General features: G+C 55.3%; 12 protein-coding genes. 6 read left to right on the top strand and 6 right to left on the bottom strand.

The annotated features are described in order from the left end of the window. Positions 1–319 precede the first annotated feature (319 nt). Positions 320–778, top strand: a complete 459-nt coding sequence (locus tag ACF8AM_RS23670; protein WP_392558019.1) for a hypothetical protein — start codon at positions 320–322, stop codon at positions 776–778. Here the strand turns inward: ACF8AM_RS23670 and ACF8AM_RS23675 are convergent. Genes ACF8AM_RS23675 through ACF8AM_RS23690 form a run of 4 tightly spaced genes read right to left on the bottom strand, consistent with a single transcriptional unit; the run spans position 753 to position 4935 of the window. After that, positions 753–2618, bottom strand: coding sequence for a YHYH protein (locus tag ACF8AM_RS23675; RefSeq protein ID WP_392558020.1), 1866 nt, complete (start codon positions 2616–2618; stop codon positions 753–755). The two genes, ACF8AM_RS23670 and ACF8AM_RS23675, sit on opposite strands and share 26 nt — an antisense overlap. Continuing rightward, positions 2615–3352 carry a hypothetical protein gene (locus tag ACF8AM_RS23680; protein WP_392558021.1) on the bottom strand — a complete coding sequence of 246 codons (738 nt, stop codon included), beginning with the start codon at positions 3350–3352 and terminating at the stop codon, positions 2615–2617. Before ACF8AM_RS23680 ends, ACF8AM_RS23675 begins: the two co-directional genes overlap by 4 nt. Beyond that, positions 3353–4420 (bottom strand): hypothetical protein, encoded by a 1068-nt coding sequence (locus ACF8AM_RS23685; protein WP_392558022.1) that lies wholly within the window; start codon positions 4418–4420, stop codon positions 3353–3355. Beyond that, positions 4417–4935, bottom strand: a complete 519-nt coding sequence (locus ACF8AM_RS23690) for a sigma-70 family RNA polymerase sigma factor (RefSeq protein WP_392558023.1) — start codon at positions 4933–4935, stop codon at positions 4417–4419. Before ACF8AM_RS23690 ends, ACF8AM_RS23685 begins: the two co-directional genes overlap by 4 nt. 204 nt (positions 4936–5139) lie before the next feature. On the opposite strand from ACF8AM_RS23690, the gene ACF8AM_RS23695 reads away from it, so the two are divergent. Together ACF8AM_RS23695 and ACF8AM_RS23700 are read left to right on the top strand one after the other, a co-directional pair. Next, positions 5140–6969 carry an SMP-30/gluconolactonase/LRE family protein gene (locus ACF8AM_RS23695; protein WP_392558024.1) on the top strand — a complete coding sequence of 610 codons (1830 nt, stop codon included), beginning with the start codon at positions 5140–5142 and terminating at the stop codon, positions 6967–6969. A gap of 289 nt (positions 6970–7258) precedes the next feature. Beyond that, complete coding sequence (locus tag ACF8AM_RS23700; RefSeq protein ID WP_392558025.1) at positions 7259–7564, top strand: hypothetical protein; 306 nt, start codon at positions 7259–7261, stop codon at positions 7562–7564. 135 nt (positions 7565–7699) lie between these two features. On the opposite strand, the gene ACF8AM_RS23705 is transcribed toward ACF8AM_RS23700, so the two are convergent. Next, positions 7700–8335 (bottom strand): hypothetical protein, encoded by a 636-nt coding sequence (locus ACF8AM_RS23705; RefSeq protein WP_392558026.1) that lies wholly within the window; start codon positions 8333–8335, stop codon positions 7700–7702. A gap of 499 nt (positions 8336–8834) precedes the next feature. On the opposite strand from ACF8AM_RS23705, the gene ACF8AM_RS23710 reads away from it, so the two are divergent. From ACF8AM_RS23710 to gltS, 3 genes are all read left to right on the top strand, one after another. Beyond that, positions 8835–9737, top strand: a complete 903-nt coding sequence (locus tag ACF8AM_RS23710) for a quinone-dependent dihydroorotate dehydrogenase (protein WP_392558030.1) — start codon at positions 8835–8837, stop codon at positions 9735–9737. 296 nt (positions 9738–10033) lie between these two features. Next, on the top strand, positions 10034–10750 hold the full coding sequence (locus ACF8AM_RS23715; RefSeq protein WP_392558027.1) for a ThuA domain-containing protein: 717 nt from the start codon (positions 10034–10036) through the stop codon (positions 10748–10750). A 333-nt stretch (positions 10751–11083) separates the two neighbouring features. After that, entirely contained in the window at positions 11084–12304 is a 1221-nt protein-coding gene (gene gltS, locus ACF8AM_RS23720; RefSeq protein ID WP_392558028.1) for a sodium/glutamate symporter, read from the top strand. 126 nt (positions 12305–12430) lie between these two features. Here gltS and ACF8AM_RS23725 read toward each other — a convergent pair whose 3' ends face one another. Then, positions 12431–12988, bottom strand: coding sequence for a hypothetical protein (locus tag ACF8AM_RS23725; RefSeq protein ID WP_392558029.1), 558 nt, complete (start codon positions 12986–12988; stop codon positions 12431–12433). Positions 12989–13357: the final 369 nt, after the last annotated feature.

The following is a 13357-nucleotide window of genomic DNA, read 5'->3' on the forward strand; positions in this document are numbered from 1 at the left end:
GGCCTTCAACGTGAAGGGTGTAAACACAAGCAACTCGTCATGGGTTGGCCCCGCCTTTCATTGCAATACCAATCTGGCGAAGCTCACGCAAAAAGCGCAACTTCAAAACTAACGCTTCGGGTTAGGACTCAATCAACAGCCCGATGAGCGAGGAACCAATCAAGTGCCTTTCGTCCTCGCTGACCGGGCTGTTGATTGAATACTTTTCGCAGAATTCGCGATCAGCCGATGGGCGTCCCTCACTCACGCGTCGGGTCACCAACGAAACGCTACTTCAAAACGTTCAACTGGGAATCTCCCAACCATTCTCTGAGACGCCATGAAAGCCGCCACGATCAGCCAGTTGAAAAAAGAACTCGTCAAGCTGGATGAGGATGAGTTGCTCGACGTTTGTGTCCGACTGGCCAAGTTCAAAGTCGAGAGCAAAGAGCTGCTGACGTACTTGCTGATGAAAGCGGACGATGAACCAGCGTACGCGGATGAATTGTGCGACGAGATCGATGAGCATCTCAGCGTCTCCGGCAAGATTCACAAAAAGACGCTTCGCAAAGTCGTCCGTTGGATGGACAAATCGCTGAGGTTCTCCGGCGACAAAGAAACCGAACTGCAAGTCCGAATCCACTTCTGCCAGCGGATCAAAGAAAAACGAATCAGCTTTGGCGGTTGCCGCGTCAGCCAAAACATGTACGCGACACAGCTCAAAAAAATCGACAAAGCGATCGAGAAAGTGCATCCCGATCTGCAGTTCGATTTCAACCGGCAACTCTCGGGACTGTAAGTCTCTTCAGTCCGAACCATGCTCCCGCAACCAAGACGACAAGGGCGGAGCCAATCAGAATCAGCGATGATCCGCTTCGCGATCGAGTGTACTGAAAGTCCAACGTGCCCTCGGCCAACGTGATGTCTGAAATGCTTTCCAGCAACTCCGCTCGAGTCACTTGGTCCGTCGCAAACTCGGGCTTCTCGGACAACGCATAAACCGTCACGTGATACTGCTTCACTCCGGGGCCCTTCGATTTCATCGGGTCGTATCCCGCGTGGCCTTTGTCGTTGATCCCCACGGTCCCGATGCCGCTCGCGTCTTGCGGCAGGCTGGTCACGTCCGGTGGAATGTCATAGACCATCCAATACGACTTCACATCGTCAGGTCCGGGGGTGTGCCAAAGGTTGAGTGCATAACACTGCGTTCCCTCCGGCCCTTTCGTCCAAGCGATCGGTGGTGACTCACCCGCCCCATCGCCGGTGAACTCGATCGGCAATTCATTGCCTGCCGCAAACGCGGGACTGGTGACTCTCAATCGAGACGTTTGATCGGCGTCGGGACCGTCGCCTGCTCCTGAGATATCCGCTTGCGGAAGAAACGGTTTGCCCATGCGACTGCGATAGCTTTCGCTTCGCGTTTCACCCGATGGTTGCTGGAACGTGAAATCGACCGTGCTATCGTCTTTGACGACATAGGTCACCGATCCCTGTCGGCCGTCCACGTCGTACACCAACTCGAATCGATTGCCCGTCTTGCTGAATCCCGTGATCACAGCGCCACGCAACGGTCGCAGATCAGGACGAATCGGTTCGGCACGCGGTTGCGGGTCCACCTGACCGCCACGCTGGGTCACTTCCCCGTAAAAGCCACCATTCAAATACGGGTAAGTCTTTTGTGCGTGATAGTGGTAATTGCCCGAGGCGTCCTTGTGTCCGCCGAGATCATCGAGCGGTGCGAAATCACTCGCCTTCGGATCTTGATAACCAAAGATCGGATAGCCGTCCAAGGCATAGCCAATCGGTTGGCCCTTCCCGGTTGTTTCCTCCAGATGAACCGGAGCAATGTGGTAGTGGTAATCATCTCCGCGACCGCAATGACCACCGTATTCATCCAGTTCGCCAAACAAGTAGGCATCATCGCCGCGATTGTTCAGCGGGTTGAAGATCGGCACGCCATTGACTGCCAGAGCAATTGCACCACGCAGAAAATCGTTTTTGGTCGACATTGGATTCTTGGCTGGAACCGGATGCAACGGAATCTGCCAAGCATTGTTCCCAAGGTACTTCTGCGGGATCGGAACCTGTTGCTGCCACGATCGAATGCCAATCATCATTGGATGTTCCGGCAACCCATTGGAACCAACATAGAGAAAGTCTTTGTCCCAGCGAAGTTGCAACAGTTTCTCAAACGGTTGAAAGTGCGCCCCGATGGCTGGCATCGTCTCATTCGTCGCAGCATTCCCTGAGCTAGCTTGCGCCGGTTGGTTCACCGCCACGAGCCGAATCGCGTGCTGTCGATTGAGAGTTTGAATCTCTTCCATTCGTTCCTGAACCCAGGCTTGGTCGGCAGCAACCAGACGTTCGATTGCGATGTCCGTGAGTGTTCCATTCTCACGGCGAATTTGAACCTTGCCATCCTTCGCTGAGACAAACGATCCGTGCAGGTGCGATCCATCCGATGCGTCGTACCAAGTTCTCGAATGAGCGGACGAGTGGGCATTCCCGTGGTGCCCGCCTTCGTGAGCTGCGACATGGGCGGTCGCTATCAAACAAAGCAGACTCGCGATCGCCGGAATGAGAGAGCGTGAGTTGATAAACATGGCATTCACTTCAAGGATGGTTCGGAAAGGGTTCACCGAGGTCTTCGACGAGGCCCACTCGGAACGATGTCGTTTAGATTGGAAAAGTCAGGGCGAGCTTTCCCGTCCGGCGGTGTGGCCACGACATGTCGAAAGATGACGGTGTTGTCGAGTTCGACATCCTCCGTCCATATGAAACTCGCACCTTCGAAGTCGTGCTCAAAGAACGGTTCCTTGGGGCCAATCTGCGTCTGTGTGTACTCCGTCGCTTGACTCCATGATTCATCGTCAAAATCGACTGCGTACCAGTCTTCCGGAATAGGTGTATTCTCAACCTTCGGGTTCTTGGTGTCTCGATCAATGGGACCGCGAGAAAAGGCTTTGGCTTTCCAGTCGGCATTGGTTACCGTGCCATCGCCAAATTTCAAGATGAATCCGCCATCACCGATACTGGTGTTGGCATATTCCATTCCAGTCTTTGCATCCGCGTTGTCCTTGGCCATCACCGCAATTGTCATCGGGTAGTCCGGAAGGATGTCAACGGAGATGACGTTGTGCGGCATGAACTGGATCGAGTCGACTGCGACAAGGTCGCCATTGATGTACATGATGAACCAGTTGTCGGCGTACAGGTTCGCCTGCACCGTGTCACTGATTCGCGGCTTGCCAACCCCGCCGCGATTCTCGCCTTGGCTGTAGCCCGCCTGCATCCAAACAAAACTGGTGATGGAGGCCACACAAACGAGAGCGACCAAACCCAAAACGGGCTTTAGAATTCGTGTCCTGTTCATCTATTCAAACTCCACAATGCGTTTCGGGTCGTGATAGGATTCATGATCAAAATGGTCCGCAGCAAACGCCTGTTTCTCCATCAATGTCATCTTCAACGTGACGACATTTCGTCCGTAGGGCATGTCGACAAATCGCATCTCACGAATCAGACCACTGGATGCGGTGTAAAGAATTTCAACTCGTCCTGGCCCTCGAAATCCTGGTTTCTTTGTCGCCACCATCTGCCAACTGGCTTCCGCGTCGGATTCGACATCCCGACCCTGAACTTCGCCTTCGATTTGTTCCACCGACAACAATTCCAAGTTGTAAGCGGTCTGCAATGCGCCCAACCCGTCCTCGATATTGTTGATCGGTAGCGACCGTTCGTGCCCGGGCAAGTCTCGACTGAATCGCGTCAGGTCGTCGCTCATTCGAACCGGTCCGTCCGGCCGAACCGCCCAACTGGTTGTGCCGTTGCTGCCAGTGACAAAGAAGACACCCGGTTCCACTTCTCGTTTCAACACGAACTGATCCGAACCTCGAACATCCAAGATCGCGTTGTCCAAAGAAGGCTTCGGCGGGCGTCGATGCTCCGGCGAATCGCGTCTTAGATCTTCCTGAGCCGCGCTCTCTTCCACTGAAATCAAGAACGTCCGATCCAACAATTGCCGGTTGGCCGCGATGATGCGATTGAGTTCCAACATCGCGGCGGAAGCCGAAGTGCTCCCAAAACCATTCCAAAGCAACGCTAGGCTGATCAGCACCAAGCACGCCGTCGTCGCCATGGCAATCACGGATCGCGTCCAAGTGTTTCCGATTGAACCGGCCAGCGTGACCTCATCGGGTCGCCCGTTTGCTCGGACCAACGCTGGATCGTTGACCGTGGACAGCTCGACCGTCGATGGTCGATCCAACAACTCATTGGTCGTGAATTCATTGCGGAGTCGGTCATGCAACAACATCGCCGAGGCGAACCGCTGGGCGTGCAGCGGATCGGACTTGATCCACTGTTTCAGTTGCTGAAATTGCTCCTGCGACAGCGATTCGTCGAAGTAGCCGTCCATCAAATCTTCGATCGTCGAGCTCATGACATCACCTCCACACTCTTGCGTTCGACACAGTTCCGAACACGATCTCGAATTCGCTGCAGTGCTTTGGCGACAGCATTCGCCGACATGTCCACTCGTTCGGCAATGGCGGCCGGTTTCATGTTCTTCTGATATCGCAACTCGAACAAGCGACGAGCACGGTTCTCTAAACCACCCAGGCATTCCGAGACGAAATCAAGTTTCGCTGATTCTTGCTGAGCCACGGTTGGAATCGCGATCGCCAGACAAGCGATTGCATCGTCGTCGAACACCAGCAGGTCTTTCCGCCGGTTCCGCATGTACAAACTCACCTGATTCCGAGCGACGCCGATCGCCCAGGGCACGAACGGAAGCTCCGGATCATAGGAGTCATACGACTCGATCACAGCGACAGCGACTTCCTGCAGCACGTCATCGCGATCACCGAAATCACGCACCATCGACGTCACAAACGCCGACACAGCGGGCTGCGCCAGTGTCCATTGCCGAGTTGCCTGTCGTGCGGTTTCGTCCATTCCATCCTCCGTCCAGAGAAGTGCTCACACCGTTACTTAACAAGACGGCTCCGTTTATGACCGAGAAAATCTCTGAAATGTTCGAAAACGCTTAGGGCACGACGCATTTTGGTTTGCTACCTCGAAGCAAAACCGCTTCGCCTCGACTATCTTGGTGGCCCCCTCCAACTCTCCCCAGATCATTCCCCCCATCCACGACTTGATATGACATTCGCGATTCACCGCTGCGTCCATCCTCGACGCCCTCAATCCTTCACGGCATTCGTTGCCGAATCCAGTGCACCGATTCTGCTCGTCTTGCTCTTGCTGCCCGCGATGGTGACGCCTGCTCAAGAGAGTTATCCGGTGCACCCCGACACCGTGGCCGAGGACGGCGTCCCTCGGGGCATGGTGACCACCCATCGATTCACCGACAGCGAGATCTATCCAGGCACCGAGCGTGACTACTTCGTCTACGTTCCGGCTCAGTACGACGAGTCCTCTCCCGCGGCGCTTATGGTCATGCAGGACGGTGCCAAGTACGTTCGCGAAAAGGGTGAGTATCGACTCCACCATGTTTTCGACAACCTGATCCATCGCGGAGAAATGCCGGTCACAATTGCCGTCTGTGTGAACCCAGGTGTCGTTCCCGGTGGCGAGGGCGCTCAGGATCGTTTCAATCGCAGCTTTGAATACGACACCGTGAGCGATCGCTACGCTTCGTTCTTAATCAATGAACTGATCCCCGAAGTCCGCAAAACCTATGCGATCACCGACGATCCCAACCTACGAGCCATCGGTGGCAGCAGCAGCGGCGCGATCGCTGCGCTCGGTGTTGCCTGGCACCGGAGCGATCAGTTCCGCCGAGTCTTCAGCACCGTCGGCACCTATGTTGGACTGCGAGGCGGAAACGAATACCCGGTCCTGATTCGCAAACACGAACCCAAACCCCTGCGGGTCTTTCTGCAAGACGGCAGCAATGACTTGGACATCTACGGCGGTAGTTGGTGGCATGCGAATCAAACGATGCTGGCATCCCTGCAGTGGGCTGGGTATGAGGTCAAAAACGTCTGGGGTGAAGGCGGCCACAACGGAAAACACGGTGCAGCGATCTTTCCCGATGCAATGAAATGGCTGTGGAAAGACTTCGATCGTCCCATCGAAACCAATGTTTCAGAACATCCTGAAATCAAAGACCGCTTGATCGAAGGCGAGTCGTGGAAACTAGTCAGCGAAGGGCACAAATACACCGAGGGCCCTGCCGTCGCACCCAACGGCGACGTGTCCTTCATTGATGGGCCGCGAGGCGAAATCTGGAAGATCGCGGCCGGCACGAACAAGGTGACCAAGTGGGTTGACGACCTGCCAGGCGTGAGCGCGTTGATGTACGACGCGGCCGGCCGTCTCTACTGCGCACGGAACAAAGCACTGACGGTGACGCGGATCGATCCCGATGGCAGTCGCACCGATCTCTGCTCCGGCGTTTCCTGCAACGACTTGGTTGTGCTGGAACATGGCATCTACTTCACCGGTCCCACCGAACAATCCGTCTGGTACTTGCCGATCGACGCCGAAGGCAATCCTCGAGGTGACGGAAAGCCAATCCCAGCCGGCAAAGGCCCCAAGAAACCGAACGGATTGATCGTCACCCCCGATCGACGTTTTCTGATGGTCGTCGATGCAGAAGGCCGCTACGTGTGGTCCTACAAAATCGACACCGCGACGGGACAACTTTTGCACGGCCAGCCCTACAGTTACGTCCACACGCCGCAAGACGACATGATCGGCGGCGCCGACGGCGTCACGATGACGAAAGACGGATCGCTCTTGGTCGCTACGAAACTAGGCATTCAAATCATCGATCCGCCCGGCCGAGTCCACCTGATCCTTTCGCGCCCTAGTTTGTCGGGCAAGCTTTCCAACTGCGTGCTCGCCGGCGAGAACATGTCGACTCTGTACGTCACCTGCGGCAGCAAAGTGTTTTCAAGAGAGACCAAACTCGACGGCATCGCCCCCTGGCAACCCGCCGTCCAACCACCCAAACCGAGACTGTAGTTTGGAAAATCTGCGACTCTTCTCGTTGGCCAACGGCGTTCTTCAACCTCGCCTTGAACAACGCCTAAGAATCCCTTTCAGGTCACCAACACGCAACGACCAGTTCATTCAGTCACCTTCCAATTCTTGTGTGATCCGCCTGGGCATTAGCCCCGGTTCCTTCTGCTAGAACCGAGGCGGACGCCTAAAAGGCGAAGTAGTGAAGCCTATGCCACGTTTTCTTCGCTGAACGGCCAACAAAAACGCAACTTCAAAACTCACTGAGGAGCAACAGTTGACGAAACGAGAGATGGATCAAAAGGCGGCGATCATGACTGTGATCGAGCACCTCGGGAACATTCCGCCCGGCACCAAGTGTTCGGCGGTGCTGTTTGACACCGAAAGAATCCGTCGCGAAAAAGAGTTCTACGCGAAGCTCTACAGCGAGAATGGCGTGCACGACCTGGAGATCCTGCAAGCCATGGTTTCCGCGAATGTGCCCGACGATCCTTACTGGTTGGTCTCTTTAAAAACCAGCGACGGCGCGATGGGAGACATCACCCAACTGCACCGAGTCGACGACCGAACCGGAAAAATCATCCCCGACCCGGCCTAACCGTCGAATGAACATTCAACCGCCAAACCATCCCAAACATCCATCTTCGACTCGCGCCAACAATGCAACCTAGACCAAGCGGCAACACCATGCCGCTCCGGCAACACATGCTGCGGGTGCCTGCCAACACTCGGCTCAATAAACATCGAAATCTGTTTGCTCCGAGTTTTCCCATTCCCGCTGAACATACTCCGCGGCTTCTTGGGGGACCTTCAAGTCAAAGTTTGGATCACGGTCATCGTTCACTGTTTCATACTCGCTTCTTAGCACATTGGGACGAAACAACAGGTCTTCCCCGGCAACGATCCGAAACCCGAGGCTGGCCAGTTCCCCATCGGTCATGTCGGTCGTCCCTCTCCACATCACCGTCGATGTTTCTCCCGAGAACAGCTTGGACACCGAGTCGATGATCATTTGTTGCCAGTCACGCAACGACGAGTGGATGGCGACACGGTGAATGAAAGCCATACCAAACACCGGATGATTGATCCCCAGTTCCTTCCGATACTCGGCGAATGGAGCGGTTGGCTCAAGTATTGCCGAGCAGACACTGTGCCAACTCTGCGAATCCGCATCACAGACTTCCCACACATTCATTCCCTCGTCCTCGGCCCGCGAGATATCGAGGTAATCGACTGCCAACCGAGCAGCGACCACCTCGCCATTCTCACTCTCGCTTGACTGACAGATCACCGAGAGCTCGTGCGGGCGAAGGTAACCGTCCGGATCGACTGGCTTCGGGTAGAAGATTGAACGCAACTCGATTTTCATGAGATCCCTTTCCTGCAAATTGTAAACTGACAGCCCATCATTCACGATCCGCCCACTTAGCACCACGCGAGATCGCCGCACTCGCTGGCGTAGCATGAATTCGGTCCGGCCTACTCCTGCGAGCACCGCCGTATCCCCCTTCGTGGTTCAGAACAACCAGGTCAACATGTTCCAATCGACGTAATGCTCGCCTTCGACAATCCTTTCAAACAATCGCTTCGCGGCGTAGCCGGTCGCTCGTGTACCTTGATGCACCATGTGCGAGAAGCCTACCAGAATTCCTCGTTCCAAGACGATAGCGATGAACCTCTACAAGACGCTTGTCCGGCCGGTGCTCTTTTCACTCGACCCCGAAACAGCCCATCACTTGGCAGTGGAAGGGTGCCGGTGGAGCGGTGCCTTGCCCGGGGCTACCAATGTCGTGCGACAGTGTCTGGAGTCTCACGATCCCATACTAAAAACCGAAGTTGCCGGGTTGCAATTCGACAATCCGATCTGACTGGCGGCCGGGTGGGACAAGAATGGACGTGCGTTACGAATGTTGGACGCTTTGGGATTCGGGTTTGTCGAGATCGGTTCCGTCTCGGCGAGAGAATCGAAAGGGAACCCCAAGCCACGACTGTTTCGGCTGCCGCAGGATAGGGCCGTCATCGTGAACTATGGCCTGCCCAACGATGGTGCCGAAATCGTTTCCGCACGACTGGGTTCGCATCGCGGTCGTGTTCCGCTTGGAGCCAACCTTGTCAAAACCAACGACGGTGCAAACGCACCAGCCTGCAGCGATGAACAAATTCTGAGCGACTACGAATTCAGCACGCGTCAACTTCATCCTCACGCGGACTACCTGATGTTCAATCTCAGTTGCCCCAACGCCCAAGGCGGCAAGAGCTTCTTCTCCGAACCGGCCAATGTCGGACATTTGCTCGAACGCTTGGCTCCGCTGCAAATTCAATCCCCAGTCTTTCTCAAGATAAGCCCCAACAATGATCCCGGTCATCTGGAGAAATTGCTCACTCAGTGTGAACGCTTTGACTTTGTACGCGGTTTCTGTTTCAACCAGCCCTCGAAAAAAACGTCGCTGTCGATTGCACCGGAACACCTGATCGACAAACATGTCGCCGTTGCAGGCCGTCCCGTCGCCTCATTGATCAACGATTGTATCTCAGAGTTGTACCGCCGGATGGATCGCAATCGGTACATTGTCATCGGAGCCGGAGGTGTCTTCACTGCGCAAGACGCGTACGACAAAATTCGTCTTGGTGCTTCGCTGGTTCAGGTTTACACCTCCATGATCTACGAAGGCCCCAGTGTCGTGAAAAGCATTTGCTCGGGTTTGGCTGAGTTACTCAAACGGGATCGTTTCCAGCATGTGAGCGAGGCTGTCGGGAGCGCACACAGTTAAACAGCACCCTGCTCGATCACTTATCATCTAGATCTGCGGCGTCGACACAAATCGCATCACTTGGAGCCACCTTCGAAATGACGAACCAACCCAACCGACCCGCAAACGAACGGTCACATGCATCCCGCAGAGGGTTCATCAAGACAACATCCGGACTCATGGCCGCCGGTGCTGCCGTATCGCCAGTTCATGGATGGTCTGATGACAAGACGAATCGTTCCACACGAGTGCTGATCATCGTTGGTCCCAGCAGCCATCCGCCGGGCACTCACGAGGTCGAGGCCGGGGGTCGGCTGATGAAACACGCTCTCGAACAGATGGAGAATCTGTCTGGGGTTGAGGCGGACGTGGTCGAAGGCTGGCCCGATCAGTCGCTTCGCGACGCCGCATCAACGGTTGTTTTCATCGGGGATCTGTTCCCGCCCAATCGCCTCCCCAACCCGCAGCAGAACCTCGCCGACCTGGACGAAATGATGCAGCGTGGCGTGGACATTGCATGCATTCATTATGCGACGGGCTTGCTAGGTGACGATGTCACGCCTGATGGCGACCACCCGCTGTTGCGATGGATGGGCGGTTACTTCGCCAACCGTTCCTGCCCGCACCACGAATCCTTTGCCCGAGTCTTCCCCCAAGCAACCATCACGCCCGTGAAGACCGATCATCCGGTCACGCGAGGCTGGAAAGAATTCACCCTTCGTGACGAGCCCTATTTCAACAATTACTTTGGTGCGAATGGAAACCAACTTGCCCCGAAGGCAACCGTGTTGGCGACCTCGATGTTGCCACCGGAAGCTCCCAAACGAGAGTCAGTCGCGTGGTGCATCGAAAGAGAAGACACCGGCCGGGGATTCGGCGTCGTGATGCCACACTACTACAAAAACTGGCGTGACGAAGACCTGAGACGACTGATCCTCAACGGAATCGTCTGGAGTGCCAAGGTCGAGGTTCCGGCGGAAGGAGTAAAAACCAAGTCGCCAAACTTAGCCGACTTCAACCCGAAATCGGTTTAGAAGAGTCGGTATTCATCTCGCAAGCAACAAGCGAAGAATCTGTGTCGGACAACAAATGTGGCATGGGCTTCCAGTAACGCCTTGAACACCCGCCCGCGGAAGAGATCGTGCATTTTCACATCACCCTCCCAAGGAAAAGGTGATGACAGTCTTCTGGCAACACCAAGCATTCAGCAGTCCAGGCGATCGCAAAGAGAAACCGACTCTTTCCGCGTCCCAATGAACGAACACAAAAAGCTGGCAAGCGAGCGATTCTCGCCATATCACTCGCTCATCTGTTGGACTACAACGCAAGACTCATTCATTTCTCCGCAACAGTACCGGTGAGCGTTCATGCCTGAAACTCAAGTCTTCATTTTTGATGCGACGTGGACGGCCATTGCTGCAGTCCTCGTTCTCTATCTGGGGCGCACACTCACGTCACGCATCCGTCTTCTGCGAGACTTCAATATTCCAGATGCCGTTTGCGGTGGTTTGGTATGCAGTTTGGTGGTCGCAGTTGTATTCTGGATTCGCGGCAGAGAGTTGTCGTTTGATTTGAGCCTTCGTGACCTGCTGTTGCTGGTGTTCTTTAGCACGGTCGGATTGTCGGCAAAACTCCGAATACTGATCAGTGGTGGCAAGTCGCTCGCGATTCTGGTCGTCTGCGCAGTCGGCTTTCTATTCTTGCAGGACTTGGCCGGGATTGGCGTCGCGATGTTGCTGGGTGCCGCCCCTGCCTACGGACTGCTCGCGGGCAGCATCGCGTTTGCTGGTGGCCATGGTTCAGCCATATCCTATGGACAACTTGCCGCTGACCAAGGTTTACCCGGGGCGATGGAACTGGGGCTCGCCTGCGCAACGTTTGGGCTGATTGCCGGAGGGCTGCTCGGCGGCCCGATTGCCAAGTTTTTGATCTCACGAAACAAACTTTCGGGCGACCTGTCGGTGCAAGAATGTGTTCCTGGTCCCGAGAAAACCGAAGCCGTCGGCCACGTCACGCTGGCCGGCATGCTTGACTCGATTCTGGCACTGGCGATCTGTCTGGCCGCCGGTTCGCTGGTAAACGATTGGTTGGCAGATCGTTCGTCGCTCCCATTGCCTGGATTCCTGACCGCGATGTTTGTGGGGATCATCATCGCCAATGGACTGGACATGCTTGGCAAGAGTATCGACAAACCTGCAATCAGTCTGTGCAGCGATGTTAGCTTGCAACTCTTCTTGGCGATGAGCTTGATGAGTTTGCAATTGTGGACGCTGTCGGGTGCCCTGGGTCCAATCCTGCTGGTGCTGGTGGTACAGATCACGGTGATGGTGGCCATTTCACTGTTGGTCGTCTTCCCAGCCATGGGACGTGACTACGACGCTGCCGTGATTGCGGCAGGTTTTTCTGGCTTGGGCCTCGGCGCGACTCCCGTCGGCATCGCGAACATGCACGCGGTCACGGCGAAGTTCGGTGCGTCGCCAAAAGCGTTCTTGGTGGTGCCACTGGTGGGTGCATTCTTCTTGGACATCGCCAACGCAGCCATCATCCAAGCGTTCCTGGCCAGTCCACTGTTCTCCGCGGCAAGCTAAGCAGGTCAGCCGCAAGGACTCAGGAGGCCGATTCGGTTGAGTGAGTTTTGATCCGTGTCGCGCCGCAATGGTTGACCTCACCCAAAGGTTGCGCACAAGCAGCACCCGTGAACCACCTGAAGAATGTCAGGTTTTCAACTCAACCGATTGGACCGCCTTCCGTGGGGTCGAGACGTACATGATGGCTTCCTGTCCTGCCAAACCAGACTGCTTCAGCAATGCAAAGTGAGAATACCGTTCGATCTGGAACCGATGACCGTCAATGCAAAAGTATCGATGCAGCAATTTTTCATGCCGCATCGTGAACAACTGGATCTTGCCTTTCACGGAGAAAGTCTTTCCATCCCGAAGAGTCCGCTTCATCTTGTACCGGTGAGAAAGAATGAAGCCCCATAGAATCAGACCGAAGAACACCGTCACACCAACGTACGCCGACAACGATCGAACCCCAAAGGCGCTGGTGCGCAGCATCTCCGCACAGAAGCCAAGGAAAGCCACGCCAAATACGATCGAGAAGGCCACCCATGCCAAGCGTGAGTTCGCATCGTGGGCTTTTGAGATTCGATCCTTCTGGGCTGCCGACAATTCACCGGACCGATTGGCCGCAAGATCCGCCTGAGAAAAACCAAAGACTGTTTCCAGAGCCGCTTGCCGTTTCGATAGGTCATCATCCACTGTGTGCATTCTTTCGATTCACCTCCATTCGAAACTCTTCCAGGTGAAAGTCAACCGTTTCAAACGCGTCATTGTAGCGACGGAAGACAATTGAGACTGAAGCGAGATCGCCCGCAAACGTGGAAACGCCAACGGCGGTCACAATCAGTCCCCTTCGTCTCGACGTGTCGACTGAGCCGTCATCAACCTATCAACGCAAGTAGGATCGGCACTCTTGCCCGTCAGAGTCGCGAGTGTCGGTAGACAGCGGCACCACGCTGAGCTTGCAGACAAACTCGCATGTCAAACAACTCGCTTTCAAGATCGTCGACTTCTTCTACTTCGCGTTCGCTGTGGAATGGGGTCTTATCCGGACCTCTTGGACCGCATGCATCTTTC

It is taken from the genome of Rhodopirellula sp. JB055 (genome assembly GCF_043100905.1).
Taxonomy (GTDB): domain Bacteria; phylum Planctomycetota; class Planctomycetia; order Pirellulales; family Pirellulaceae; genus Rhodopirellula.